Genomic DNA, 25,673 nt, shown 5'->3' on the forward strand with positions numbered 1-25,673 from the left:
GGAACCGGCCCGATCCATTTGGGGACCTTGGCGCTGCGTGTGGCAGGCCGCCGCGCCTGGATGGCCGCCGGCCGATGCCCGAAGCGTGGCCGGCAGGCCACTTTGTCGCTGGCGGGCCAGAACCTGTCGTATTTCAACATATCGCCGGGCGCATGCGTTGGAACTCTAGCGGGCAAGACAACAAGGGGATCAATCGTCATGAAACGTCTTGCCATTCTCGCGTCCGGCATTGCGCTTGCCTGCGCCGCGACGCTCGCCGCCCTTCCGGCCCTGGCCCAGGATTCCCTGGCCAAGATCAAGGAGAAGGGGGTCCTCTCCGTCGGCGTCAAGAACGACTACAAGCCCTGGGGCTTCCTCGAGCCATCCGGCAAGATCGTCGGGCTCGAGATCGATCTCGCCCAGGCCATCGCCGACAAGATCGGCGTCAAGCTGGAAATGCTGCCTGTGATCGCCGCCAACCGCATGGAGTTCCTGAAGCAGGGCCGCATCGATATGGTCATTGCGACAATGGGCGACACCGCCGAGCGCCGCAAGATCGTCGGCATGGTCGAGCCGAACTACTATGCGGGCGCGACCAATGTGATGGCGCCCAAGAGCGCCGGCCTGAAGACATGGGCCGACCTCAAGGGCCGCAAGGTCTGCGCCGTGCAGGGCGCTTACTACAACCGCCGCGTCACCCAGATGTATGCGCCCGACCTCGTGGTGTTCCCGTCCGTTCCTGACGCGCTGAATGCGCTGCAGGGCAACAACTGCGTCGCCTTCCTGTTCGACGACACGCTGATCGTCTCGACGCTCTCGGGCGGCGACGCCAAGTGGGCGGGCTACGAGATGCCGCTGGTTTCCGAGGATCCCCAGCTCTGGGCCATCGGCATCCGGCTTGAGGATATGGACGGCCCCTTCGGCAAGCTCGTCAAGGAGATGTCGGTCGACTGGCACAAGAGCGGCAAGCTGCTCGAGCTCGAGACCAAATGGGGCATCAAGCAGAGCCCGTACCTGATCGAGACCAACAAGAAGCTGAAGGCGGCGTCGTAGTCCTCTCCGTCATTCTCGGACGTAGCGCAGCGGAGATCCGAGAATCTCATGACGAGAAGGCGCTGGTTTACGAAATGGTCGGGTCAATCCCGACCATGACGGCTCATCTTCAGGATTGCTCACGATGATCGCCGCCTTCTTCGAGCGCCTGAACGAAACGCAGGGGCTGAATTTCTCGGTCTTCTACGACGCATTCGACCGCTCGCGGTTTTTGACCGGGCTCTGGACGACGAGCTATATCTGCGTCGTCTCGATCCTGGCTTCGCTCGCGCTCGGGCTGGCCGGCGTCTGGGTCGCGGGCAGCGGTTCGCGCTTCGGCCGCCTCGTTGTGCGCGGCTATGTGCAGTTCTTCCGCAACACGCCGCCGCTGGTGCAGCTTTCGTTCTTCTATTTTGCCGTCGGCGGGCTGCTGCCGCGGGTGTCGGACGGCTTCGGCGGACAGTCGCCGCTGGTCTCGGGCACGGGCTGGGCGATCATCGCGTTCTCGCTGTTCGCGGGCGCGTTCAATGTCGAGATCTTCCGGGCCGGCATCGAGGCCGTGCCCTCGACCACCGTCGAGGCGGCGGAGTCGCTCGGCTACACCCGGCTGCAGCTCTATATCCACGTCGTCTTGCCGCTGGCCTTCCGCATCTGCCTGCCGGCGCTGAACAACAACCTGGTCAACCTCGTGAAGACGACGACGCTCGCCTACGCCATCGGCGTGCCGGAACTGCTCTATGCCGCCTCGCAGATCTGGTCGGAGAGCTTCAACGTCCGCGAGATGATGAACGTCCTGCTGGTGACCTATGTGCTGCTCGTCGCCGTGCTCGTCTTCGTGATGGGGCGCTGGGAGAAAGCGATGCGCATTCCTGGGTATTCGACATGAGGACGGGTTCGACAGACCTGGCCGTGCTGCTGCCGTACCGCGCGCCGGCGCCGATTGCGCCGTCCGGCATGGCGGCGCCCGTACTGCTGGGCGGGGGAACGCTGGCCGCCTTCGCCATCCTGTTCGGGGCCTCGCTCGCGCTGGCGCAGGTCACGGCGCGGCCGGCCGGCGAGAGCGCGGTCACCGTACTGCTGCGTTGGGCGCCGCTGATCTTCCAGGGTTTTCTTTTCAACATCCTGATCAGTTTCCTCTCGATGGCGCTGGGCACCATCGTCGGTTTGCTCGTCGGCATCGCGCAGGTCTCGCTGGCCTCAGCCCTCCGCAAGAGCGCCTGGGGGCTGACCCAGTTCTTCCGCAACGCGCCCTGGCTGGTGCTGCTGTTCTACGCGATGTTCCTGTTGCCCTTCGAGTTCCGGATCTTCGGCCTGACCATCGCCTTTCCGGCCTGGGTCAAGGCGATCATCGGGCTGGCTTTGCCGGTCGCGGCCAATGTCTCCGAGATCGTGCGCGGCGGCATCCGCTCGATTCCCGCCGGCCAGTGGGAATCGGCCGAGGCGCTCGCCTTCACGCGGCGCCAGACGATGTGGATGATCATCCTGCCGCAGGCCTTCAAGCGCATGATCCCGCCCTGGATGAACCTCTATGCGATCCTGACCATGGCGACGACGCTGATCTCGGTCGTCGGTATCCAGGACGGGCTGACCATCACCCGCGCGGCGCTCGTCGCCGAAAGCCGGCCCGAGCTGATGATCCCGATGTACCTGCTGCTGCTCCTGATGTTCTTCGCCTATTGCTACCCGATCGCACGGGCAACGCTGGCGCTTGAGCGCCGCTTCAACGTGAAGGCTTGAGACAAGGGAATGAGCAAGATGTGGTCCGAAAACCGGCTCTCACCTTTCGGCATCGTGCTCTAGCATGGCGAGCCGGCATCAACTGGGCGAACCCGTCGTCGTGGTCCAGGGCGTGGAGAAATCCTTCGGCGCCTTCGCCGTTCTGAAGGATGTCGGCCTGACCGTGCGACGCGGCGAGACGGTCTGCATCATCGGCCCGTCGGGCTCGGGCAAATCGACGCTGCTGCGCTGCATCAACGGGCTGGTGCCGATCAGCAAGGGCTCGATCACGGTGGCAGGCCGCGAGGTCAACGATCCCGTTCTCGACAAGCTCTCCCTGCGCCGCGATGTTGGCATCGTGTTCCAGCAATACAATCTGTTTCCGCACAAGACCGCGTTGCAGAACGTGATGATGGCGCCAATCCATGTGCTGAAGCAGGACAAGGTCGCGGTCGAGGAAAGGGCGCGCCGGCTGCTCGCCAAGGTCGGCCTCTCGGACAAGCTCGCGAGCTATCCGGGCGAACTGTCCGGGGGGCAGCAGCAGCGTGTCGCGATCGCGCGCTCGCTGGCGATGAACCCCAAGGTGATGCTGTTCGACGAGGTCACCGCCGCGCTCGACCCGGAGACCAAGAAGGAGGTACTGGTGACGATCCAGGACCTCGCCGCCGAAGGCATGACCTGCATCCTCGTCACCCACGAAATGGGTTTTGCCCGCGAAGTCGCCGACCATGTCTACTTCACCGATGGCGGGCTGATCGTCGAGCACGGCGCGCCGGCCGAGCTGTTCGGTGCGCCGCGCGAGGAGCGCACCATCGCGTTTCTCGACAAGGTGCTCTGAGTGGCGCCATGTCGGTCCGGGTCAAGTCGCCGTCGCAGATCGACCGCCGGGTCCATGTCCGGCGAGGAACAATGCCGCTCTCAGCCCGGAGCCGAAACGCGCCATGACCCCGACCGCCCCGCCCGATCCGAAATCCGTCGCCGGCGCGGCGCTGCAGGTCGAGGAGCGCACGCAGTTGCTCGTCGTCGGCGCCGGCCCGGCCGGGCTCGCGGCTGCGATCGAGGCGGCGGAGCGCGGGCTCTCGGTCGTGCTGGTCGACGAGAACCCGGTCGCCTTCAGGACGATGGGCGACGAGGTGCCGCTGCATTTCGGGCAGGGCATGTCGGGCGAGGCGCGCAACCGCAATGCCATGATGGAGGCCTTCATCGCCTCCGAGCCGCAGATCGAGGCCGCCTTCGAGGCCGGTGTCGACCTGCGACTCGGGACGGCCTGCTGGGGCCTCTACGGTAACGGGCCCTCGCTCGGCTGGCTGCCGGGTCTCGTGGCCGGGCTCTCCGACGAGGAGCGCTGCTGGATGCTCCAGGCCGAGCATGTCGTGGTCGCCACCGGCCGACGTGACATGGGCCTCGGATTTCCCGGCTGGGAGAAGCCCGGCGTGATGGGGGCGACGGCTGCCGTCTCGCTCGCGACGCGCTATGGCGCGCTGGCGCCGCGCCGGATCGTGGTGCTGGGGTCCTCGACCGAAGCCCTGCTGGCGGCATTGTCGCTGCGGGAAGCCGGCACGGAGATCTCTGCCATCGTCGAGCAGGCGCAGGATGCGCTCGGCCCCGACGACCTCGTCGCCATACTCCGCGAGGGCGGCACGGAATTCCTCACCGGCCATGTCGTGCGTGAGGCCGCGGGACGAGACGGAGTCGAGGCGGCTCTCGTCAGCGCGGTCGATGCCGGCGGTCGCGCGACCGGCGTCGAGCGCGAGATCGCCTGCGACGGCATCGTGCTGGCGGTCGGGGCGACGCCTGTCATCGACCTCGTCGATGCGCTCGGCTGCAAGGTCGCCTTCCAGCCGCAGCGCGGCGGCTACGCGCCGCTGGTCGATGCCGACCAGCGCACCAGCCGCGGCGATGTCTTCGCGGTCGGCGATTGTGCCGGCCTCTGGCCGTCGAAGACGAGGGAGCGGGGCGTCGCCGAGGCGGAGGGCCGCCGTGCGGTCGCCGCGATCGTCCGGGGGCTGGAGATCGACGATGGCTCGGCCGTGCCGGAGTCAAGCCCGCCGGACCTCGTGGCGCACGATATCGGCGCCTATCGCCTCGCCTGGGTGCGCGCCAGCGTCATCGAGGCCCGCGCCGAGTTCCATGTCTGCCAGTGCGAGGAGGTCAGTGCGCGCGAGATTCTCGAAGTCCGTCCGCCGCGCTATCTCGACTGGCAAAACGAGCGCCGCAACGACCGCTCTCTTTCGGCGCTGCTCGGCGACGGGCCGCCCAATCCCGACCAGATCAAGCGCCTGACGCGCGCCGGGATGGGACCCTGTCAGGGTCGGCGCTGCCGCGAACAGGTCGCGGCGCTGCTGGCGCTGGGCGCGGCGATCCCGCTCTCGTCGATCCCGCTCGCAGGCTATCGCGCGCCGGTGAGACCTCTGCCGCTTTCGATCGCCGGGCAGATTCCCGAGGCGCCGGAGCAGGCGGAGCACTGGGACACCTGGTTCGGCATGCACGCGCAATGGCGCCCGTTCTGGGAGGTGCCGGAGCGTTATACGGTCGCGGACAACGACGCGACCGGCCCCGTCGCGAGCGAGTGAGGCAGGCGGCCATGGATCGATCCGACACTAGCGGTCTCACGAGCAGCGATCGCCTGCGCGCCAGCGTCGTCATCGTCGGCGGCGGCGTCACGGGACTCAGCGCCGCCTGGTGGCTGGCGCGAGAGGGCGTCGACGTCCTCGTCATCGAGAAGGGCATGATCGGCTGGGAGGCGTCGGGTCGCAATGGCGGCGGCTGCTCGCACCATCATTCGCCGCTCTTCCTCGAGGAGCAGCGGCTCTGGCCGCAGATGGACGAACTGCTGGGTTATCCGACGGAATTCGCCCCGAGCCGCATCCGCCTGGCCTCCAGCGAATTGCAGATGGCGCTGTATGGCCGGGCGCTGCGGAATGCCGAACGCCAAGGATTCCAGTCCGAGATCCTCGACACGAAGCAGATCACGGAACTGGTGCCGCTGGCCGGCGAGACCATGATCGGTGGCTATTTCTATAGATTCGGTGGCCATGCCAATCCGCACCGCACGTTGCAGGCCTATGCCTGGGCGATGCAGGACCATGGCGGGCGCGTCATGCAGCATTGCGCCGTCACGGGCTTCCAGACGGCCGGCGGCAAGGTCACCGGCGTCGAGACCGAGCGCGGTCTCGTCGGCTGCGACCATCTCGTCATCGCGGCCGGTCCCCATACCGGGCGGCTTTCGGCGATGCTCGGACAGGAGGTGCCGATGGCGTCGGCGCGTTGCGAGATGATCGTGACCGAGCCGCTGCCGCTGATGCGCTATGGCGGCGTCGACGGGAACGGGCTCTACGGCCGCCAGACGCTGCGCGGCAATCTCGCCTATGGCGGCGGCCCGCATGAGTGGCTCGACCTCGCCGGCAACGCCGCGCCAGCCAAGCCGACGACGCCGCTGATGGGCCATATCGGCCGCCGGCTGGCCGAGCTTCTGCCGAGGGCGGCCCATGCCCGCATCATCCGCTCCTGGGCCGGCGTGATCGAGAACACACCGGATGGACGCCCGGTGATCGACCGCCTCGCTACGCAGGACAATGTCGTGGTGGCAACGCTGTCGAGCGTCGGCTTCGGGCTGTCGCCGGCCAGCGGCCATGCGATCCGTGATCTGGTGATCGACGGAGCCTGTTCCTTCGCCGACATCTCCTCCTTCAAACTGTCCCGATTCGACAAGCTGGAGGCGAACTGGCGCGCGCTGCAGGGCTGGCAGTCTTTGGCCGCGCAGGAGGCGCTCGCGGCGTAGACCCGGTCGCATTCGGCTGGCCGGGCAGGGCGGCCGAACGGTTTCGGCTCAGCCCAGCGAATCGTCGATCGTCGGCGAGGGCTGCGCCAGACGAACCAGCGCATCGTGATCGCCTATGGTGATGGCGGGTCCGGACACGCTGACGCTGTAGGGTATCAGGGCCGCGATGGAGCGCGACAGCACCTCCGGCGCCATGCCGAGCCGGGACGCCAGGACCTTCTTGTCGAACGGCAATGTGAAGCGGCCGGACCGTCCGGTCTCGGCGTCGCGCGTCAGCAGCCAGTTCGCCAGCCGTTCGAGACTCGAGCGGAGCTTCTGGTTCTTCAGTTCGCGCACGACGCCGCGATAGGCGCCCGCCAGTTCGAGCGCCAGCGCGCGGGCAAAGGCGGCGTCCTCGCCGAAGCTGCGCCGCACCGCTTCGGCCGGAATCAGCAGGACGCGCGACGGGAGCAGGGCTCGGGCCGATTTCAGATAGATCTGGTCGAGAATGACGGCCGCCGCGATGAAGCTGTGCCCCGGACCGATGACGGAGATCGTTGTCTCGCGATCGCGATAGGCGGAATACATCTCGATCTGGCCGTCGACGATGACATGCAGGAAGTCGGCCGGGTCGCCCTCGCGCGCCAACTCCACGTGCGCCGGAAACCGCTGCAGGAAGGATGCCCGCAGCATGGCTTCGACATGGGCCGGGCCCACGCCGTCAAAGAGCGGCAGGGCTCGCATTTCCTCGATTTCGTCACGGCGCATGTTCGTTCCCCCTGCGGACAAGCATAGGCATCGATGCAAGCTGTAACTTGATTTGAATCAAGACGCGTTTTGCGTGCCCGGTGTTCGCGACTTGCCGAGTGAAAGTCCGGCCTTTGACAAAGAATCCGGGCGTTCTTGAAAGTCCACGCGCCCTCCGAACTCTTGATTTGTATCAAAGATAATTGCCCCGGGGCAGGGAGATCGTCCGCCTAATCTTTGATGCCGTCGTGAAGGAGAACGGACATGGTCGGCGCCGCGGTCTCACCATCTGAACAACGCCGGGCGCTCTGGCTGTCCACCATCGCATTCACGGTCTGCTTCGCGGTCTGGACGATCTTCGCGATCATCGGAATCCAGATCAAGAAGGACCTCGGTCTTTCGGAAACGCAGTTCGGCCTGCTCGTCGGCACGCCGATCCTGACCGGCTCGCTGATCCGCCTGCTTCTCGGCATCTGGTCCGACCAGTATGGCGGGCGGGTCGTCTACACGATCACCATGATCTCCGCGGCCATCATGACCGCGCTGCTCACCTACGCTTACGACTACACCACCTTCTTGATCGCGGCGCTTGGCGTCGGCATCGCCGGCGGATCGTTCTCGGTCGGCGTCGCCTATGTCGCGAAGTGGTACCCCAAGGAGAAGCAGGGCACGGCGCTCGGCATCTTCGGCGCGGGCAATGTCGGCGCTGCGGTGACCAAATTCGCCGCCCCGGTGATCATGATCGCCTATGGCTGGAAGACGGTGGCGCTCGTCTGGGCGGCCGTGCTCGCGATCACCGCCGTGATCTTCTTCCTCTTCACCAAGGACGATCCGGACCTCGCCCGCCGCCGCGCCTCCGGCCAGAAGCCCGAGCCGCTTTCGGCGATGATGGAGCCGCTGAAGAATATCCAGGTCTGGCGCTTCTCGCTCTACTATTTCTTTGTCTTCGGCGGGTTCGTGGCGCTGGCGCTCTGGCTGCCGCGCTATCTGATCGGCGTCTACGGCCTCGACATCGCCGCGGCCGGCATGGTCGGCGCGATGTACTCGATCCCGGCTTCGGTCTTCAGGGCCTATGGCGGGCATCTCTCGGACAAGTACGGCGCGCGCACGATCATGTACTGGACCTTCCTGGTCGCGGTCGTCTGCACCTTCGTGCTCGCCTATCCGCCGACGCAGTATGTGATCGAGGGCATCCGGGGCCCGATCGCGTTCTCGACGCGGATGAGCCTGGGCGGCTTCATCGCCGTCTCCTTCGTTCTCGGCTTCTTCATGAGCCTGGGAAAGGCCGCGGTCTACAAGCACATCCCGGTCTATTATCCTGACCGCGTCGGCGCCGTGGGCGGTGTCGTCGGCCTCGTCGGCGGTCTCGGCGGCTTCGTGCTGCCGATCGCCTTCGGCGCGCTGAACGACCTCACCGGCGTCTGGCAGAGCTGTTTCTGGCTGCTCTTCCTGATCGCGGCCGTCTCGCTGGTCTGGATGCATGTGGCAGTCCGGCAGATGGAGAAGGCCGCCGCCATGGCCGGCGTGCCGGTCCAGAACCTGCCAGAACTGCCCGAGATGCAGGCCGTCCATGGCGCGGCGCAGAAGGGCGCGCTCGCCGCCAAGGGAGCGATCCAGGACTGGCGGCCCGAGGACAAGGCCTTCTGGGACCAGACGGGCAGGGCGGTCGCCCGGCGCAACCTCTGGATCTCCGTGCCTTGCCTGCTGCTCTCCTTCGCTGTCTGGATGGTCTGGTCGGTCGTCGTGGCCAAGCTGCCGAGCGTCGGCTTCGCCTTTACCAACGAGCAGCTCTTCTGGCTCGCCTCGCTGCCGGGGCTGTCGGGCGCGACGCTGCGGATCTTCTACAGCTTCATGCCCGCGATCTTCGGCGGCCGGCTCTGGACGACGCTCGCGACCTGGTCGCTGCTGATCCCGGCGCTCGGCATGGGCTTCGCCGTGCAAAGCCCCGACACGCCCTACTGGATCTTCCTCGGCCTCGCGCTGCTCTGCGGCTTCGGCGGCGGCAACTTCGCCTCCTCGATGGCCAACATCTCCTTCTTCTTTCCCAAGGCGGAGAAGGGCAATGCGCTCGCCATCAATGCCGGCCTCGGCAATCTCGGCGTCAGCGTGGTCCAGTTCGTGGTTCCGCTTGCGATCACCGCCGGTGTCTTCGGAGCGCTCGGCGGCGCGCCGCAGACGGCGACCGTCGCGGGGGTGACCTCGACGCTCTGGCTGCAGAATGCCGGCTTCGTCTTCGTGCCCTTCATCGTCGCCTCGGCCTTCGCGGCCTGGTTCGGGATGAACGACATCGCGACGATGAAGGCCTCCTTCGCCGACCAGTCTGTGATCTTCCGGCGGGCGCATAACTGGATCATGTGCTGGCTCTATACCGGCACCTTCGGTTCCTTCATCGGCTTCTCGGCGGCCTTCCCGCTGCTCTCGAAGATTCTGTTTCCCGAGATCAATGCCCTGCAATACGCCTTCCTCGGCCCGTTGGTCGGAGCTGTCTCACGCGCGGTTTCGGGCAAGGCCTGTGACCGGATCGGCGGCGGCCGGATCACCTTCTGGGTGTTCATCGCGATGAGCCTCGGCGTCGTCGGCGTGCTTTACGCGATCGGCATGAAGGGCAGTGCGAGCGCCTTCCCGGTGTTCTTCGCGAGCTTCCTGTTCCTGTTCGCCGCGACCGGGATCGGCAACGCCTCCACCTTCCAGATGATCCCGGCGATCATGCGGCTCGAGGTCGCGCGCCTCGAGCCGGGCATGACCGCGCCCGAGCGCGTCAAGCAGTCCGACAAGGAGGCGGCCGCCATCATCGGCTTCACCTCGGCGATCGCGGCTTACGGCGCCTTCTTCATCCCGAAGAGCTTCGGCACCTCGATCACGATGACGGGCGGGGCGGAGGCGGCGCTCTACGGCTTCCTCGGCTTCTATCTGAGCTGCATCGCGATCACCTGGTGGTTCTACACGCGCCGCGGCGGCCTGCTCTTCGATGTCGAGCACGGCCTGCCGGCCGCTTCCGCAAGGCCTGTCCCGGCACCGGCCGAATGATCTTCGCCCTCCGCTTCCGATTTCCCATGAGGGGTCCGATATGAGCCATTTTCTCGACCGCCTGACCTTCTTCAACAAGGTCTCCGAGCCTTTCTCGAACGGCCACGGCGTCATGACCAGCGAGGACCGGCGCTGGGAGGACGGCTACCGCAAGCGCTGGCAGCACGACAAGATCGTGCGCTCCACCCACGGCGCCAACTGCACCGGCTCCTGCTCCTGGAAGATCTACGTCAAGGGCGGGATCGTCACTTGGGAAACGCAGCAGACCGACTATCCGCGGACGCGGCCGGACCTGCCGAACCACGAGCCGCGCGGCTGTTCGCGCGGGGCGTCCTATAGCTGGTATCTCTACTCCGGCAACCGGGTGAAATACCCGCTGATCCGCGCCCGGCTGCTGAAGCTCTGGCGCGAGGCTCGCGCCACCCTGACGCCGGTCGCGGCCTGGAAGAGCATCGTCGAGAATCCGGAGAAGCGCGCCGCCTATACCACCAAGCGCGGCCATGGCGGCTTCGTGCGGGCGACCTGGGACGAGGTGACCGAGATCGTCGCCACGGCCAACGCCTATACGGCCAAGACCTACGGCCCCGACCGGGTGTTCGGCTTCTCGCCGATCCCGGCGATGTCGATGGTCTCCTATGCCGCAGGCTCGCGCTATCTGTCGCTGATGGGCGGCGTCTGCATGTCGTTCTACGACTGGTATTGTGACCTGCCGCCGGCCTCGCCGCAGACCTGGGGCGAACAGACCGACGTGCCGGAATCGGCCGACTGGTACAATGCCGGCTTCATCATCCTGTGGGGCTCGAACGTGCCCCAGACCCGCACGCCGGACGCGCATTTCTACACCGAGGCCCGCTATCGCGGCATGAAGAGCGCGGTGATCTGCCCGGACTATTCCGAGGCCTCCAAGTTCGGCGATATCTGGCTGAGCGTGAAGCAGGGCACGGATTCGGCGCTGGCGATGGCGATGGGCCACGTCATCCTGAAGGAATATCACGTCGACCGGCAGGCGGCATATTTCCGCGATTATGTCCGCCAGTACAGCGACATGCCGATGCTGGTGAAGCTGGTGAAGCAGGGCGACGATCTCGTCCCGGACCGCTTCGTCCGCGCGTCGGATTTCGACGCCGGCCTCGGCGAGGCCAACAATCCCGATTGGAAGACGGTGGCGTTCGACGAGACCTCCGGCAAGATCGTCGTTCCGGGCGGCACGATCGGATTCCGCTGGGGCGAGAGCGGCAAGTGGAACCTGGAGGAGAAGGACGCCGCCGGCGTGCAAACGAAGCTCCGTCTCTCGCTCGCCGGGATCAAGGACGATCTGGCCGAGGTCGCCTTTCCCTATTTCGGCAACATCGAGCACGAGCATTTCGCCTCGACCGACCATGGCAGCGTGCTGAAGCGCCGGCTGCCGGTGAAGCGGCTGGCGCTCGCCGATGGCGAGACGCTCGTCGCCTCCGTCCATGACCTCTTCCTCGCCAATTACGGCGTCGATTGCGGCTATGGCGGCGACAATGTCGCCTCTTCGCTGGATGACGACACGCCCTATACCCCGGCCTGGGCCGAGAAGATCACCGGCGTCTCGCGCGACAAGATCATCCAGGTGGCGCGCGAATTTGCCACCAATGCCGAGAAGACCAAGGGCCGCTCGATGATCATCATCGGCGCAGCGATGAACCACTGGTACCACGCCGACATGAACTACCGCGGCGTGATCAACATGCTGGTCATGTGCGGCTGCGTCGGCCAGTCGGGGGGCGGCTGGGCGCATTATGTCGGCCAGGAGAAGCTCAGGCCGCAGGCCGGCTGGGCGCCGCTCGCCTTCGCGCTGGACTGGGGCCGTCCGCCGCGCCAGCAGAACTCGACCTCGGCCTTCTATGCCCATACCGACCAGTGGCGCTACGAGACCGTGCGGGTCGGCGATCTGGTTTCGCCGACGGCGCCGGAAGGGCCGTGGGACGGCGCGCTGATCGACTACAACATCCGCGCCGAGCGGATGGGTTGGCTGCCGTCCGCGCCACAACTGGAGACCAATCCGTTGCAGGTGGCGAAGGACGCCGCCGCCGCCGGCATGGACGCCAAGGACTATGTCGCCAAATCACTGAAGGACGGCTCGCTGAAGCTGTCCTGCGAGGACCCCGACAAGCCGGTCAACTGGCCCCGCAACCTCTTCGTCTGGCGCTCGAACCTGCTCGGCTCCTCGGGCAAGGGCCACGAGTATTTCCTGAAGCATCTGCTCGGCACGACCCATGGCGTGCTCGGCAAGGATCTCGGGCAGGAGGGCAGGGCGCGCTCGACGGAAGCCGTCTGGCACGAGCATGCGCCGGAGGGAAAGCTCGACCTGTTGGTCACGCTCGACTTCCGCATGTCGACGACCTGCGTCTACTCCGACATCGTCCTGCCGACCGCCACCTGGTACGAGAAGAACGACCTCAACACCTCCGACATGCACCCCTTCATCCACCCGCTGACCGGCGCGGTGGATCCGGCTTGGGAGGCGCGCTCGGACTGGGAAATCTACAAGGGTCTGGCCAAGGCCTTCTCGAAGGTCGCGCCCGAGGTGCTCGGCGTCGAGAAGGACGTCGTTCTCAACCCGATCAAGCACGACAGCGCCAACGAGATCGCCCAGCCCTTCGAGCCGAAGGACTGGAAGAAGGGCGAGTGCGAGCCGATCCCCGGCAAGACCATGCCGGTGGTCGCCGTGGTCGAGCGCGACTATCCCAATCTCTATGCCCGCTTCACCGCGCTCGGCCCGCTGATGGACACGATCGGCAACGGCATCAAGGGCATGGCCTGGAAGACCGGCCATGAGGTCGAGCATCTCAAGGCGCTGAACGGCGTGCATCTCGAGGGTGCGAACAAGGGCCTCGCCCGGATCGTCAGCGACATCGACGCCGCCGAGATGATCCTGATGCTGGCGCCGGAGACCAATGGCGAGGTCGCGGTCAAGGCCTGGGAAGCCCTCGGCAAGGCGACCGGCCGCGAGCACGCCCATCTGGCGTTGCCCAAGGAAGACGAGAAGATCCGCTTCCGCGACGTCGTCGCCCAGCCGCGCAAGATCATCTCGGCGCCGACCTGGTCGGGGCTGGAGAGCGAGAAGGTCTGCTACAACGCCGGCTACACGAATGTCCACGAACTGATCCCGTGGCGGACGCTGACCGGCCGCCAGCAGCTCTACCAGGACCATCTCTGGATGCGCGCCTTCGGCGCCGGGTTGTGCGTCTACCGCCCGCCGCTCGACCTGCGTTCGGTCGCTCCCGTGATCGATCTCAAGCCGAACGGCGAGAAGCAGATCGTCCTCAACTTCATCACGCCGCATCAGAAGTGGGGCATCCACTCCACCTATACCGACAATCTGATGATGCTGACGCTGTCGCGCGGCGGCCCGATCGTCTGGCTCAGCGAGACCGACGCCAAGCGCGCCGGAATCGTCGACAACGACTGGGTCGAGGCCTTCAACAGCAATGGCTCGCTCGTCGCGCGCGCCGTGGTCTCGCAGCGCATGAAGGACGGCACGCTCTTCATGTACCACGCGCAGGAAAAGATCGTGAACGTGCCGGGCTCGGAGATGACCGGCAATCGCGGCGGCATCCACAACTCGGTCACGCGCATCGTCCTCAACCCGACGCACATGATCGGCGGCTATGCGCAACTCGCCTACGACTTCAACTACTACGGCACGATCGGAACCAACCGCGACGAGTTCGTGGTGATCCGCAAGGTCAAGACCGTCGACTGGCTGGAGCGGCCCCACAGGGACGCCGCGATCGCCGCCATCCCCGCCCAAGCCGCCGAGTGAAAGGGACGACCACGATGAAAATCCGCGCTCAGATCGGCATGGTGCTCAATCTCGACAAGTGCATCGGCTGCCATACCTGCTCGGTCACCTGCAAGAACGTTTGGACGAACCGCGAGGGCATGGAATACGCCTGGTTCAACAACGTCGAGACCAAGCCCGGCATCGGCTATCCGAAGGACTGGGAGAACCAGGACAAGTGGAAGGGCGGCTGGCGCCGCAAGTCGAACGGCAAGATCGAGCCGAAGATCGGCGGCAAATGGCGGATCCTGGCGAACATCTTCGCCAATCCGAACATGCCGGAGATCGACGACTACTACGAGCCCTTCACCTTCGACTACGAGCACCTCCAGAAGGCGCCCGAGCTAGAGGCCTTCCCGACCGCTCGCCCGCGCTCGCTGATCACCGGCGAACGCATGGAGAAGATCGAATGGGGGCCGAACTGGGAGGAGATCCTGGGCGGTGAGTTCGCCAAGCGCTCCAAGGACGCCAATTTCGAAGGCGTCCAGAAGGAGATGTACGGCCAGTTCGAAAACACCTTCATGATGTACCTGCCGAGGCTGTGCGAGCACTGCCTCAACCCAACCTGCGCGGCGGCCTGTCCCTCGGGCGCGATCTACAAGCGCGAGGAGGACGGCATCGTCCTGATCGACCAGGACAAGTGCCGGGGCTGGCGCATGTGCGTCTCCGGCTGCCCCTACAAGAAGATCTATTTCAACTGGTCTTCGGGCAAGTCCGAGAAGTGCATCTTCTGCTATCCGCGGATCGAGGCCGGCCAGCCGACCGTCTGCTCGGAAACCTGCGTCGGGCGCATCCGCTATCTCGGCGTCATGCTCTACGACGCCGACCGGATCGAGGAGGCGGCCTCGACGGCGTCCGAGCAGGATCTCTATGAGGCCCAGCTCAAGATCTTCATGGATCCGAACGATCCGGCGGTGATCGCCCAGGCCCGTGCCGACGGCATATCGGAGGCCTGGCTCGAGGCCGCGCGCCAGTCGCCGATCTGGAAAATGGCGATGGACTGGAAGGTCGCGTTTCCGCTCCACCCGGAATACCGCACGCTGCCGATGGTCTGGTACGTGCCGCCGCTCTCGCCGATCACGGCGGCGGCGGAAGCGGGCAAGATGGGCATCGACGGCGGCATGCCTGATGTCAAATCCCTCCGCATCCCGCTGAAATATCTCGCCAATCTCCTGACGGCAGGTGACGAGGCGCCGGTCGCGAGAGGGCTTGAGCGCATGTTGGCGATGCGGGCCTATATGCGCGCCAAGACGGTCGACGGCGTGATCGACGAGGCCGTCGCGCGCCGTGTCGGGCTCACGCCGGAGCAGATCGAGGCGATGTACCATGTGATGGCGATCGCCAATTACGAAGACCGCTTCGTCATCCCCACCACCCATCGCGAGGTCACCGAGGACGCCTACGAACTGCGCGGCAATTGCGGCTTCAGCTTCGGGGACGGCTGCCTGCCTTCGGATACGAGCGTCAACCTGTTCGGCGGCGTGAAGGCCAAGAACGACAAGCCGAAGATGGGAGCGCTTTGAGATGAAGACGCTGAAGGTCCTCTCCGCGCTCCTGTCCTACCCGACCGAAGAGCTGCTGGCCGCCCGCGACGAATTGCTCGGCGTGCTCGACCGCGAGGCCGTGCTGCCGAAGGCGGAGCGGCGCGCTCTGGCGGCGCTGATCGACGATCTCGCCGCCGGCGACCTGATGGACATGCAGGAGCGCTATATCCTGCTCTTCGACCGGACGCGGGCGCTGTCGCTGCATCTGTTCGAGCATGTCCATGGCGAAAGCCGCGATCGCGGGCAGGCGATGGTTGATCTGATCAAGGTCTATGAGGATGGCGGCTACACGCCGACCGTGACCGAGCTGCCGGATTTCCTGCCGCTCTTCCTCGAATATGCCGCGACCCGTACGGCGACGGAGGCGGTCGAACTCATCGGCCAGCCGGCCCATGTCTTCGCGGCGCTGCGCGAACGCCTGCGCAAGCGCAGCTCACCCTATGAGGCGGTGTTCGCCGCGCTCGCCCGGCTGAGCCAGGCCAAACCGGATGCCGCGATGATCGAGCGCTTGCTGGCCGAGCCCGATCCGGAGCCGGACGATCTCGAAGCACTCGATGTCGCCTGGGCCGAGGAGGAGGTGCTCTTCGGACCCGGCGCCGCCGCCGATGACTGCGGCAAGGACACGCTGTCGGCGAAGCTCCGGCAGGCACGCCGGCCTGCGCCGGGCCTGGAGCCGGTTCCCGGCGGCGGCCCCCGCATGACCGTGACCCATTCCGGCAACGCGGCCCGCAGGGGAGCCTGAAGACAATGCGCGACACGATCTTTCACATCCTCTTCGTCTGGTATCCCTATTTCTGCCTGACGACCTTCCTGGTGGGCAGCCTGATCCGGTTCGACCGCGAGCAGTACAGCTGGAAGGCGAGTTCCAGCCAGCTCCTGCGCAAGCGTCAGCTCTGGTGGGGCTCCAACCTGTTCCATTTCGGCATCCTGTTCCTGCTGCTCGGCCACACGGTCGGGCTGCTGACGCCGACCGCGGTCTACACCCTCGTGCTGACCGTGCCGCAGAAGCAGTTCATCGCCATCGTCGCCGGCGGCATCGCCGGGACGATCTGCTTCATCGGGCTGAGCCTGCTGCTGCATCGGCGCCTGTTCGACCGCCGCGTGCGGCAGACCTCGACCGTCATGGACCTCGCCATCCTCGGCATCCTCTGGGTCCAGCTCAGCCTCGGGCTGATCACGCTGCCCTATTCGCTGACGCATTCGGACGGCTCGGCGATGTTGGTGCTGTCGCACTGGGCCCAGGGCATCCTGACGCTGCAGCCGGTCGAGGCGAAGACGCTGCAGGGGCTGGACTGGCCCTATCTCACCCATCTCGTGCTGGGCATGACGATCTTCCTGATCTTTCCGTTCTCGCGGCTGGTCCATATCTGGTCGGCCCCGGTCTGGTATCTCGGCCGGAGAGGCTTTCAGGTCGTGCGGACACGGCGCGTGCTGACGGCTGGCCCCGCCGGCCGGTCCCCCAGCCAGCCGGCGGAGTGAGCCGATGACAAGCCCCGCTTCTGCCGCCTGCGCGGTCAAGCCCGCCATTTCGGCCAAGCCGAAGACCGTCAGCGTCAACGGCATCGCCATCCCCCGCGCGGCGATCGCGCAGGAGACCCAAAATCATCCGGCCGCCAAGCCGATCGAGGCCTGGCAGTCGGCCGCCCGGGCGCTGGTCGTGCGCGAACTGCTGCTGCAGGAGGCGCGCCGCCTCGCGCTCGATCCCGAGCCCGCCACGGACGAGGAGGGGAGGCGCGAAACCGAGGAGGAGGCGCTCGTCCGCCAGCTCGTGGAGCGGGAGGTGGTCACGCCCGAGGCCGACGAGGCCAGCTGCAGACGCTATTTCGAGGCCAATCGCGCGCGCTTCCAGTCACCGGCGATCATCGAGGCGCGGCATATCCTGCTGCCGGCCGCGCCCGGCGATGCGCCGGCCCGGAACGAGGCACGCCGCCAGGCCGCCTTGCTGATCCTGCAGATCCAGCAGGAGCCCGGCTGTTTCGCCGATCTGGCGGCCGCGGTCTCGGCCTGCCCCTCCGGGCAGACTGGCGGCCATCTCGGGCAGATCGGCCCCGGCCAGACGGTGCCCGAGTTCGAGACGGCGCTGGGTCGCCTGCCGGTGGGTTCGGTCGGCGAGGAGCCGGTCGAGACCCGCTACGGTTTCCACATCGTCTGGATCGAGCGCCGTATCGCCGGCCAACCCCTGCCGTTCGAGGGCGTGCGGCCTCGTATCGCCGCCTGGCTGGATGAAAAGGTTCGGCGCATGGCGATCCAGCAATACATCGCGATTCTGGCCGGCCGCGCCGAGATCGTCGGCGTCGAGATCGCCGCCAGCCCTTCTCCGCTCGTTCAGTAGGAGGCTGCCATGCAGCTCGGTGTGCTCCTGACCCGGTTGTCGGACGAGAGCGATGCAGCCGTGGCTCTCGACGCGCTGGGCGATCTCGTCCTGCTCGCCGAGATCCAGGCGATGGGTGAACAACATGACGAGACGCCAGGCGAATACGTCGCCAACGCGTCGCGCCGCTATGCCGCGCAGGCCGGCGACGAGGACTGGCTGGCGCTGATGACCGCGATCGAGCGCGCCGACGATCCCGGCCGGGTGGTGCTCGGCAAGATGCTGCGCTGGGCGCTGGCGCGCGATGCGGCACCCGCCCCGGCCGCAGGCGGTTGCGCATGCGGTTCCGGGGGCTGCGATGAGCACCGATGAGGCGCCGCCTCCCGGCCAGGCCGGCACGGGCAAGACCTTCGCCGAACCCGTCCCTGCGACCCTGCTCGATGCTCCGCTGGAATACATTCTGGTCGATCATTTCCGGCAGCGCAGCCTGTGTGCCGCGATGCGCCGCTTTGCCCAGCAGGGGCGCGTCGACCGCGCGGAGGTTGATGCGGTCGTCGCCTATCTTCGCCGCGATCTCGGCCTGCACCACCGCGACGAGGAGGAGGATCTGTTCCCGCTGCTGCTCCGGCGCGCCCTGCCGGAGGACGATCTTGCTGGTGCGCTGGCGCGCCTCGCCGAAGACCACCGCCAGTCCCGGGTGATGGTCGAGGCCATCATCGAGATGCTGGTGGCGCGCCCCGGCGAGGATTCCGTCAAGCTCGGACGAGCGGGCCGCAAGCTGTTGCTCGACTATGCCGCGAGCGAGCATCATCATCTGGCGGCCGAGAACGGCATCGTGCTCGCGATCGCCCGCATCCGGCTGACGCGCGGCGATCTCAGGACCATGAGCCGGTCGATGCGGGACCGGCGCGGAGTGCCCGCCTGATGTCGCGCACTCTCGACCATCTCTTCGACCGCAACGTGACCTGGGCCCAGTCGAAGACCCGGGACGATCCGCAGTTCTTCCGGCGCATGGCCGAGCAGCAGGCGCCGCGTTATTTCTGGATCGGCTGCTCCGACAGCCGCGTCACGGCCAACGACGTGCTCGGCCTCGATCCCGGCGAGGTCTTCGTCCACCGCAACATCGCCAATGTCGTCCATACCAGCGACATGAACATCCTGTCGGTGATCGAATATGCCGTCGAGCAGCTGAGGGTCGAGCACATCATCGTCTGCGGGCATTACGGTTGCGGCGGTGTCCAGCGGGCTCTGGTGACGGAACGCGGGGCCATGCTGGACCACTGGCTCCAGCCCATCTCGATGCTGCACCGCAAGCACATGGAGACCTTCGAACGGATACCCGACGAGGCGGCTCGGCTCGACCGGATGTGCGAGATCAATGTCGAGATGCAGGTTCGCCGCCTCGCGCAGACGCCCATCGTGGAGAACGCCTGGGCCCGCGGCCAGGAACTCCATCTGCATGGCTGGATCTACGCGATCGAGGACGGCCTGCTGCGCGATCTCGGGCCGCATCTTTCCTCGATCGGCCAGCGCGACCGGCTTCCCTCGATCGACCATCGCGTCCTCCACCCGGCGGAAGCGGTGAGTGCCCTCCGGCGTCAGGCACTCGATGCGTTCGGGAGCCTGCCCGAACACGACGCCTCGAATCCACCCTGCTGCAGGGCGGGCGACCGCAATCCGCCGCATCAAGGCTGACCACGAGACAAGAGCGATCCCGATGCAAGACAACGAACTCATCACGGCCCTGACCTATACCGACAGCGATACCGCCGACCGGGCATTGCGGGCGGTCGCCCTCGAATTGCTGCAGCGGGGCTGCAAGCTCGCCGGGCTGGTGCAACACAACACGCCGCGCCCCGGTCGATCGCGCTGCGACATGATCCTGGAGGAGCTGGCGAGCGGCGAGCTGATGGGGATATCGCAGGATCGCGGCCCGCTGGCGCGGGGCTGCGCGCTCGACGTCGACCAGTTGCTGGGCGCGATGCAGATCGTGCGGGCGGCGCTCGACACCCGGCCGGACCTGGTCATCCTGAACAAGTTCGGCAAGACCGAAGCGGAAGGGGCAGGCTTCCGCCCTCTGATCGCCGAGGCCATCGAGGCCGAGCTGCCGCTGTTGATCGCCGTGCCCTGGCGCAACATCGAGAGCTGGCGCCACTTCGCCGGCGAGATGACGCGGGAGTTCGATCTCGCTTGCCTGCCGACTGACGGCCGCAGCCTTTGCGACGCACTCGGACTGGGAAGCCATCCAGCCGATGCCACGAAGCAGGGCGTCGCCTCGCAGCGGATGCTGTCCTGAAGGCGTTTCCGGCGAACTGACCTGCCGCCGGTTCCGGGAACTCCGCGATGGGGGGCATGAAGCCTGCGGTCGCGTAGCCAGCAACGGACATTCGGGCGTGAGTTGAAGATCGAGGCAGTTCGCCTGGTCAGGGACCGAGGGGTGAGCGTTGCGCAGGCATCTCGGGATCCGTAGATCCCGAGAACGCGCCGCGCGGATGGGTCAAGGAGTTCGCCGCCGATTCAGGTCAGGCCTTTCCCGGGCGCGGTTCAATCTCGACAGGTCACGCGCTGGCAGCCTCGCTGACAGTCCGCTCCGCCTCCATTTCCTTCATGTCCTCGAAACGGTCGGCGATGCGCGGATGCGCGCGGCCACCGTCCGATGCACCGATCGCAACCAGGACCTCGTCGGGACCCGGAGCATCGGCGATCTGGAAGGTTGCCGTGATGAAATGCGAGCGCTTGCCGGTTTCGCTCTTGTGGATCATCGGCAGCGAGATCAGCGCTCCCGGCGCGGTCCGGGTGTTGGTGAAGCTCAGGAAGGTCGAGCCCGAAACCGCTTCACGGAATGTATTGCCGAAACGCAGGGTGTGGATCAGTGCCGAGGCATGCTCGATCTCGCCATTGACGCCGACGATCGCAGCCTTGCCATAGGCCTCGACGCGCTCGTTCGGCAGTACGGCGGTCAGCCGCCGGGTCATCTCCAGACCGAGCGGGCGCGCAATACGCAGGATCTCGGGGCGAAGGTTCTCGACGAAGCCCTGGCCAGCCCAGGGATTCTTCACCACGGCTGCGACAACCACCATGGTGATCGGCCGCGGTGCCGCTTTGCCGCCCTCGATCATCGTCTCCTCGACGAAGGTCGCGATCTTACGCACACCGATATCCATGGCCTTCTCCCGCCGACTTGGCTTCAGTAACGGTTGAAACTAGTGCCGCGCGGCCGAGTGTCTTCCTGCGATTGCTAGGAAGCCTAGCATCCCGCATGCTGCGAAGCTAAGTAAGGTGGCAGCTCGACGAGGTGACATGGCCAGCCCCGTTTCACAGATGCATTCGCTGCGCGAGGTGGCCAGCCGGATCAATGCCGGTGTCGATCTGCCCGGAATCCTGCTCGATCTGGCCAAGGCCGCTTGCGATCATGGTGGCTGGAGCATGGGGTCGATCATGTCCGTCGACGTGGCGCATGGCTATGCCCATGTCTCTGTCCGCCATGATCCGACCCTGCTGCGCCGCAAGCTCGAAGACCGCTGGGAGCTGGCGACCAGCCCGGCGCTGGTGGCGCTGCAGACCGGAGAGCCGGTCTATATTCCCGATGCGCGCGCCTCCGACGAGTTTCCGGGCTATCGGCGCGAGGCCTTTGAGCGCGACTATCGTTCGGTTCTGGTGATGCCGCTGACCAGCGTCGATGCCGAGGGGCGCCCCATGGTCCTCACCCTGGCGTCGCGCGTGGTCAAGCCCCTGCCTTCGGACGACCTCGCCTTCATGGGCATGGTCGCCCATCTCGGCGCGATCGCCGTCGAACGGGAGCATCGCTTGCGAGCCGAGCGGCATGCCGCCGAGGAGCAGCGCCGCGCGCTCCATGCCCAGGGCGGCCTGCTGCAGGAAGTGCTGTCGGGCGGCTCGACCGAAGCTCTGGCGGCGCGGCTGCACGAACTCCTGCAATGCGCGGTTATGGTCGTCGATTTCGCCGATAACGGGCTCGTCGCGGAAGGTTCGCCCGTGCCCGACTCGTATGATGCGGTCGGGTGGAAGGGCGTGCTGGAGGCGGGGCAGGCCGATGCCATCGTCTCGACGGTCAGGGCTGCGGCCGGCCGTGGCGACACGAAGCCGACCACCATCGCCCTCGATGCCGCCGCTGGCAGGCTGACGCTCGCGGCGGTGATCGAGCCCCTGAGCGTCGATGCCGAGATCGTCGGCGCGCTTGTCCTGTTCGAGGAGGGGGAGGGCGACGATCTGCGCCGGCTCATGCTGGAGAGCGCCAAATTCGCGCTGAGCGTTCAGATGATGCGCAGCGTGATCCGGTTCCGCTTCGAGACGCGCACACTGACGGAGCTGTTCTTCGAGATCGTCGAGCGGCGCTGGCGCGACCCGCAGGACATCGTGCGCCGGGCGCGTCATCTGGGTTTGCAGCTCTCCCGGCCGCTGCGCATGCTCGTCGTCGACTTTCCCGGAGCGGCAGGCAGCGAGCGCGACGTCTCTCTGGAGGCGCATCAAAGTGTCCATCGCCTCGCCCGGCAGCATGGGCTGGGCAGCCATGTCATCGCGATCGGAACTGGCCTCGTCTGCCTGTTGTCGGAACAGGCCGGCGACAGGCGCGAGCGGCTGGATCGTTTCGCGCAGCGTTTGATCGAAACGCTGCGCCATGTTTTCCGCGGCGACCCGATCGCCATCATCGGCGGCGTCTGCCTCGGTCTCGACGATTATTCGGGCGAATGGGAGCGCGCCTGGCGTATGCTGCGGATCGCACGCAGCTTCCGGCGAAGCGGCGTCTTGTCGGCGCTCGACTTCGGCCCCCTGCCGATGCTGATCGGGGCGGCCGACTCGGCCGAGGTGCGGGCTTTCGTCGACGGCAGTATCGGTGTCGTCGTTGCCCATGATCGACAGCAGGGCACGCCCTATCTCGAAACGCTCGCGGCCTATCTCCGGGCCGGATGCCGCAGCCAGCCCTGCGCCGATGCCATGGGGCTGCACGTTACCACCTTGCGCTACCGGCTCTCCCGGATCGAGGAATTGTTCGACATCAATGCCGACACGCCTGAAAGGCGCTTTACACTCGAACTGGCTCTCAAAATGCACCACGTCATCGAGAGCAGCACCGTTTCAGCCCCCTGAAGCGCCGGAAGCTTTTGTGAAACCTTCCTCCGAATCGGAGGAAGAATACCGTCTTGGGTCTGCCTAGCCTCTCTTCATTGGTGACGACACCGAAGAGGACCGGCGATGCTGGCGACGGCGCCCCAACAGCCCGCTACGATTGATCCCGTCGCCTTGCGTCGGGCCTTTGGCACCTTTCTGACCGGTGTCACGGTCATCACGACCCATGACGCCGAGGGCCGCCCGCGCGGCATGACGGCGAATTCCTTCACTTCGGTCTCGCTGGATCCGCCCTTGTTGCTGGTCTGCGTCGGGAGGGGAGCGTCGAGCTTTTCGGCCTTCGACACCGCCGACAGCTTCGCCGTCAACCTGCTGCAGGAGGAGCAGAGGGAGCTCTCCAACCTCTTCGCTTCCAAATCCGCCGACAAATTCGCGAACGTCCCTTATGACCGCGTCCATACCGGCGCGCCCATCCTCGGTGACTGCCTGACCTGGTTCGATTGCAGCGTGCATCAGCGCGTCGAGGCCGGGGATCATGTCGTGCTGATCGGCCAGGTGCAGGCCTTCGGCACCAGCCCCTCGGCGCCTCTGGCCTTCTGCCGCGGCCGTTATGCCGCCGTGAAGGATCCGCTGCCACCGGGTTGGCTCGCCTCGAGCAGCATGGTCGTGAACTATCTTGTCGAATGGGACAGCAAGCTGCTGCTCTGCCGCGATGCCGGGGGTGGCTGGAGCCTGCCGCAGGCGACACGCCGCATCGTCGATGGCCGGCTGCCGCTCGCCAATGGCGAAAGCCTGCCGCTGCTGCCCGAGGACACCTTCCTCTATTCGGTCTTCGACGTCGCCGATGGCGACCCGGGCCATCTGGTTTATCGGGCGAGGCTTGCAGGTGATGCCGGCAGCGTCCCGCTGCCCGATGGCGTGCGCTTCTTCAGCTATGACGAGCTGCCCTACGAGCAGATTCTGACGCGGGAAACGCGCAGCGTCCTGCGCCGCTATGTCAGCGAGAGCAGCGGGCGCCGCTTCGGCATCTACATCGATTCCCACGATGGCGGGCGCTTCGCGATGGTCGAGGACACGCAAGCCTGGGCCGGCATTCCACAACTCTGGGAGCGCGGCGGCGCATCATGAAGACGACGGTCGAAACCCTTCAGGGCTCGCGCATCGGGCTGTTCATCGACGGCGCGTTCGTGCCGCCGCAAAGCGGTCGATACGTTCCGAGCTACGATCCGACCACCGCCGAGCCTTGGTACGAGTTCGCGCAAGGCGATGCGCGCGATGTCGACGCCGCCGTGCGCTCGGCTCGGGCGGCGCTGATCAACCCGGCCTGGCGGCGGATGACGCAGACGGACCGGGGCAAACTGGTGCGCCGGCTTGGCGATCTCGTTCTCGCCAATGCCGAGGAACTCGCGCAGCTCGAATCCCGCGACAACGGCAAGCTGATCAAGGAGATGCGCGCCCAGATGCGGGCGATCCCGGATTCCTACGCTTATTTCGCCGGCATGGCCGACAAGCTCCAGGGCGACACGATCCCTGTCAACAAGCTCGACACGCTGAACTTCAACCTGCGCGAGCCGATCGGCGTGGTCGGGATGATCATCCCGTGGAACTCGCCGCTGATGATGCTGACCGGCACGCTCGCGCCCTGCCTCGCCATCGGCAACACGATCGTGGTCAAGCCCTCCGAACATGCCACCGCCTCCGCGCTGGCGCTGGCGGAACTGGTGATCGAGGCGGGCATTCCGCCGGGCGTCGTCAATGTCGTGACCGGCGACGGCGTCACGACCGGCGATGCGCTGACGCGCCATCCTGGCATCGCGAAATACGTCTTCACGGGCTCCACGGATACGGGCCGCAAGATTGCCGGCAATGCTGCCGGCAATCTCGTGCCCTGCCAGATGGAACTGGGCGGCAAGTCGCCCCATGTCGTGTTCTCGGACGTGGATATCGAGCGCGCGGTCAATGGCGTCGTCTCCGGCATCTTTGCCGCCGCTGGCCAGACCTGCGTGGCGGGCTCGCGCTGCTTCGTCGAGGCGCCGGTCTATGAGCGCTTCGTCGAGGCGCTGGTCGAGCGCACGAAACGGGTCAAGGTCGGCCATCCGATGGCAGACGACACCGATATCGGGCCGCTCGCGCTCGCGGCGCAGCTCGACAAGGTCGAGCACTTCGTCGGCTCCGGCGTGCGCGAGGGCGCCAAGGTCGCGGTCGGCGGGCGCAAACCCCAGGACGAGGCGCTGGCGCGCGGCTGGTATTACGAGCCGACGGTGCTCACCGAAGCGCGCAACGACATGACTTTCATGCGCAACGAGATCTTCGGCCCAGTCGTCGGCGTCGTGCCCTTCTCGACGGAGGAGGAGATGATCTCTCTCGCCAACGACACCGAATACGGGCTCGCCTCCGGCATCTGGACCCGCGACATCGACCGCGCCATGCGCTTCGCACGCCATGTCGAGGCCGGCACCGTCTGGATCAATACCTATCGCTCCGCAGCCTTCATGTCCGCCAATGGCGGCACGAAGAAGAGCGGTTACGGCCGCCGCGGCGGCTTCGAGGTCATGCGCGAGTTCTCGCGCCTGAAGAACGTGGTGATCGACTACTCGGGCGCCATGCAGGACCCGTTCGTCATTCGCCTGCGCTGACGCGCTCTCAACGGCTCTATGGAGG

Annotated in this window: 21 protein-coding genes and 1 pseudogene; 20 read left to right on the top strand and 2 right to left on the bottom strand. The window is 66.3% G+C overall.

Annotation, left to right across the window (positions count from 1 at the left end; genetic code table 11):
• The first annotated feature begins 198 nt into the window (after positions 1–198).
• The 6 genes from C8D03_RS21985 to C8D03_RS22010 all read left to right on the top strand — a co-directional run bounded on the left by C8D03_RS21985 (position 199) and on the right by C8D03_RS22010 (position 6,508).
• On the top strand, positions 199–1,032 hold the full coding sequence (locus C8D03_RS21985) for a transporter substrate-binding domain-containing protein (RefSeq protein ID WP_108049685.1): 834 nt from the start codon (positions 199–201) through the stop codon (positions 1,030–1,032).
• 124 nt (positions 1,033–1,156) lie between these two features.
• Positions 1,157–1,897: an amino acid ABC transporter permease gene (locus C8D03_RS21990; RefSeq protein WP_108051892.1), complete on the top strand. Its 741-nt coding sequence runs from the start codon at positions 1,157–1,159 to the stop codon at positions 1,895–1,897.
• On the top strand, positions 1,894–2,748 hold the full coding sequence (locus tag C8D03_RS21995; protein ID WP_108049686.1) for an amino acid ABC transporter permease: 855 nt from the start codon (positions 1,894–1,896) through the stop codon (positions 2,746–2,748). The genes C8D03_RS21990 and C8D03_RS21995 overlap by 4 nt, the downstream gene beginning before the upstream one ends.
• 64 nt (positions 2,749–2,812) lie before the next feature.
• Positions 2,813–3,565 carry an amino acid ABC transporter ATP-binding protein gene (locus C8D03_RS22000; RefSeq protein WP_108049688.1) on the top strand — a complete coding sequence of 251 codons (753 nt, stop codon included), beginning with the start codon at positions 2,813–2,815 and terminating at the stop codon, positions 3,563–3,565.
• 103 nt (positions 3,566–3,668) lie between these two features.
• A complete protein-coding gene (locus C8D03_RS22005) occupies positions 3,669–5,300 on the top strand; it encodes an FAD/NAD(P)-dependent oxidoreductase (RefSeq protein WP_108049690.1) in 1,632 nt (543 codons plus the stop codon).
• Positions 5,301–5,311: 11 nt separating this feature from the next.
• Positions 5,312–6,508: an NAD(P)/FAD-dependent oxidoreductase gene (locus C8D03_RS22010; RefSeq protein WP_108049692.1), complete on the top strand. Its 1,197-nt coding sequence runs from the start codon at positions 5,312–5,314 to the stop codon at positions 6,506–6,508.
• A 48-nt stretch (positions 6,509–6,556) separates the two neighbouring features.
• Here C8D03_RS22010 and C8D03_RS22015 read toward each other — a convergent pair whose 3' ends face one another.
• The gene (locus C8D03_RS22015; protein ID WP_108049694.1) at positions 6,557–7,255 is read right to left on the bottom strand and encodes a cyclic nucleotide-binding domain-containing protein; all 699 of its coding nucleotides are present in this window, start codon (positions 7,253–7,255) and stop codon (positions 6,557–6,559) included.
• 243 nt (positions 7,256–7,498) lie between these two features.
• Between C8D03_RS22015 and C8D03_RS22020 the strand changes: the two genes are divergently transcribed.
• The 11 genes and pseudogenes from C8D03_RS22020 to C8D03_RS27190 all read left to right on the top strand — a co-directional run.
• Positions 7,499–10,261 carry a nitrate/nitrite transporter gene (locus tag C8D03_RS22020; RefSeq protein ID WP_108049696.1) on the top strand — a complete coding sequence of 921 codons (2,763 nt, stop codon included), beginning with the start codon at positions 7,499–7,501 and terminating at the stop codon, positions 10,259–10,261.
• Between the two features lie 40 nt (positions 10,262–10,301).
• Positions 10,302–14,054 carry a nitrate reductase subunit alpha gene (locus C8D03_RS22025; protein ID WP_108049698.1) on the top strand — a complete coding sequence of 1,251 codons (3,753 nt, stop codon included), beginning with the start codon at positions 10,302–10,304 and terminating at the stop codon, positions 14,052–14,054.
• A 14-nt stretch (positions 14,055–14,068) separates the two neighbouring features.
• Positions 14,069–15,595 (top strand): nitrate reductase subunit beta, encoded by a 1,527-nt coding sequence (gene narH, locus C8D03_RS22030; RefSeq protein ID WP_108051893.1) that lies wholly within the window; start codon positions 14,069–14,071, stop codon positions 15,593–15,595.
• A 1-nt stretch (position 15,596) separates the two neighbouring features.
• Entirely contained in the window at positions 15,597–16,358 is a 762-nt protein-coding gene (gene narJ / locus C8D03_RS22035; protein ID WP_108049700.1) for a nitrate reductase molybdenum cofactor assembly chaperone, read from the top strand.
• A gap of 5 nt (positions 16,359–16,363) precedes the next feature.
• A complete protein-coding gene (gene narI / locus C8D03_RS22040) occupies positions 16,364–17,095 on the top strand; it encodes a respiratory nitrate reductase subunit gamma (protein WP_108049702.1) in 732 nt (243 codons plus the stop codon).
• A 4-nt stretch (positions 17,096–17,099) separates the two neighbouring features.
• Entirely contained in the window at positions 17,100–17,948 is an 849-nt protein-coding gene (locus tag C8D03_RS22045; protein ID WP_108049703.1) for a peptidylprolyl isomerase, read from the top strand.
• Between the two features lie 9 nt (positions 17,949–17,957).
• Positions 17,958–18,299, top strand: a complete 342-nt coding sequence (locus C8D03_RS22050; RefSeq protein ID WP_108049705.1) for a hypothetical protein — start codon at positions 17,958–17,960, stop codon at positions 18,297–18,299.
• On the top strand, positions 18,286–18,852 hold the full coding sequence (locus C8D03_RS22055) for a hemerythrin domain-containing protein (protein WP_181301167.1): 567 nt from the start codon (positions 18,286–18,288) through the stop codon (positions 18,850–18,852). Before C8D03_RS22050 ends, C8D03_RS22055 begins: the two co-directional genes overlap by 14 nt.
• The gene (locus C8D03_RS22060) at positions 18,852–19,622 is read left to right on the top strand and encodes a carbonic anhydrase (RefSeq protein ID WP_108049708.1); all 771 of its coding nucleotides are present in this window, start codon (positions 18,852–18,854) and stop codon (positions 19,620–19,622) included. The genes C8D03_RS22055 and C8D03_RS22060 overlap by 1 nt, the downstream gene beginning before the upstream one ends.
• Positions 19,623–19,644: 22 nt before the next feature.
• Positions 19,645–20,223 carry a DUF2478 domain-containing protein gene (locus C8D03_RS22065; RefSeq protein WP_181301169.1) on the top strand — a complete coding sequence of 193 codons (579 nt, stop codon included), beginning with the start codon at positions 19,645–19,647 and terminating at the stop codon, positions 20,221–20,223.
• 63 nt (positions 20,224–20,286) lie between these two features.
• Positions 20,287–20,471, top strand: a pseudogene (locus C8D03_RS27190) (transposase); the annotation flags it as partial.
• Between the two features lie 14 nt (positions 20,472–20,485).
• Here the strand turns inward: C8D03_RS27190 and C8D03_RS22070 are convergent.
• Entirely contained in the window at positions 20,486–21,091 is a 606-nt protein-coding gene (locus tag C8D03_RS22070; RefSeq protein WP_108049712.1) for an amino acid synthesis family protein, read from the bottom strand.
• Positions 21,092–21,227: 136 nt separating this feature from the next.
• On the opposite strand from C8D03_RS22070, the gene C8D03_RS22075 reads away from it, so the two are divergent.
• From C8D03_RS22075 to C8D03_RS22085, 3 genes are all read left to right on the top strand, one after another.
• The gene (locus C8D03_RS22075) at positions 21,228–23,033 is read left to right on the top strand and encodes a helix-turn-helix domain-containing protein (RefSeq protein WP_108049714.1); all 1,806 of its coding nucleotides are present in this window, start codon (positions 21,228–21,230) and stop codon (positions 23,031–23,033) included.
• A gap of 105 nt (positions 23,034–23,138) precedes the next feature.
• Positions 23,139–24,140, top strand: a complete 1,002-nt coding sequence (locus C8D03_RS22080) for a flavin reductase (protein WP_108049717.1) — start codon at positions 23,139–23,141, stop codon at positions 24,138–24,140.
• A complete protein-coding gene (locus C8D03_RS22085; protein ID WP_108049719.1) occupies positions 24,137–25,648 on the top strand; it encodes an aldehyde dehydrogenase in 1,512 nt (503 codons plus the stop codon). The genes C8D03_RS22080 and C8D03_RS22085 overlap by 4 nt, the downstream gene beginning before the upstream one ends.
• Positions 25,649–25,673 lie beyond the last annotated feature (25 nt).

It is taken from the genome of Bosea sp. 124, assembly GCF_003046175.1.
Lineage (GTDB): Bacteria > Pseudomonadota > Alphaproteobacteria > Rhizobiales > Beijerinckiaceae > Allobosea.

Excerpts from the sequence above, each read along its gene's own strand:
- C8D03_RS21985 (WP_108049685.1), top strand. The coding sequence starts at position 199 with ATGAAACGTCTTGCCATTCTCGCGTCCGGCATTGCGCTTGCCTGCGCC.
- C8D03_RS21990 (WP_108051892.1), top strand. The coding sequence starts at position 1,157 with ATGATCGCCGCCTTCTTCGAGCGCCTGAACGAAACGCAGGGGCTGAAT.
- C8D03_RS21995 (WP_108049686.1), top strand. The coding sequence starts at position 1,894 with ATGAGGACGGGTTCGACAGACCTGGCCGTGCTGCTGCCGTACCGCGCG.
- C8D03_RS22000 (WP_108049688.1), top strand. The coding sequence starts at position 2,813 with ATGGCGAGCCGGCATCAACTGGGCGAACCCGTCGTCGTGGTCCAGGGC.
- C8D03_RS22005 (WP_108049690.1), top strand. The coding sequence starts at position 3,669 with ATGACCCCGACCGCCCCGCCCGATCCGAAATCCGTCGCCGGCGCGGCG.
- C8D03_RS22010 (WP_108049692.1), top strand. The coding sequence starts at position 5,312 with ATGGATCGATCCGACACTAGCGGTCTCACGAGCAGCGATCGCCTGCGC.
- C8D03_RS22015 (WP_108049694.1), bottom strand. The coding sequence starts at position 7,255 with ATGCGCCGTGACGAAATCGAGGAAATGCGAGCCCTGCCGCTCTTTGAC.
- C8D03_RS22020 (WP_108049696.1), top strand. The coding sequence starts at position 7,499 with ATGGTCGGCGCCGCGGTCTCACCATCTGAACAACGCCGGGCGCTCTGG.
- C8D03_RS22025 (WP_108049698.1), top strand. The coding sequence starts at position 10,302 with ATGAGCCATTTTCTCGACCGCCTGACCTTCTTCAACAAGGTCTCCGAG.
- narH (WP_108051893.1), top strand. The coding sequence starts at position 14,069 with ATGAAAATCCGCGCTCAGATCGGCATGGTGCTCAATCTCGACAAGTGC.
- narJ (WP_108049700.1), top strand. The coding sequence starts at position 15,597 with ATGAAGACGCTGAAGGTCCTCTCCGCGCTCCTGTCCTACCCGACCGAA.
- narI (WP_108049702.1), top strand. The coding sequence starts at position 16,364 with ATGCGCGACACGATCTTTCACATCCTCTTCGTCTGGTATCCCTATTTC.
- C8D03_RS22045 (WP_108049703.1), top strand. The coding sequence starts at position 17,100 with ATGACAAGCCCCGCTTCTGCCGCCTGCGCGGTCAAGCCCGCCATTTCG.
- C8D03_RS22050 (WP_108049705.1), top strand. The coding sequence starts at position 17,958 with ATGCAGCTCGGTGTGCTCCTGACCCGGTTGTCGGACGAGAGCGATGCA.
- C8D03_RS22055 (WP_181301167.1), top strand. The coding sequence starts at position 18,286 with ATGAGCACCGATGAGGCGCCGCCTCCCGGCCAGGCCGGCACGGGCAAG.
- C8D03_RS22060 (WP_108049708.1), top strand. The coding sequence starts at position 18,852 with ATGTCGCGCACTCTCGACCATCTCTTCGACCGCAACGTGACCTGGGCC.
- C8D03_RS22065 (WP_181301169.1), top strand. The coding sequence starts at position 19,645 with ATGCAAGACAACGAACTCATCACGGCCCTGACCTATACCGACAGCGAT.
- C8D03_RS22070 (WP_108049712.1), bottom strand. The coding sequence starts at position 21,091 with ATGGATATCGGTGTGCGTAAGATCGCGACCTTCGTCGAGGAGACGATG.
- C8D03_RS22075 (WP_108049714.1), top strand. The coding sequence starts at position 21,228 with ATGGCCAGCCCCGTTTCACAGATGCATTCGCTGCGCGAGGTGGCCAGC.
- C8D03_RS22080 (WP_108049717.1), top strand. The coding sequence starts at position 23,139 with ATGCTGGCGACGGCGCCCCAACAGCCCGCTACGATTGATCCCGTCGCC.
- C8D03_RS22085 (WP_108049719.1), top strand. The coding sequence starts at position 24,137 with ATGAAGACGACGGTCGAAACCCTTCAGGGCTCGCGCATCGGGCTGTTC.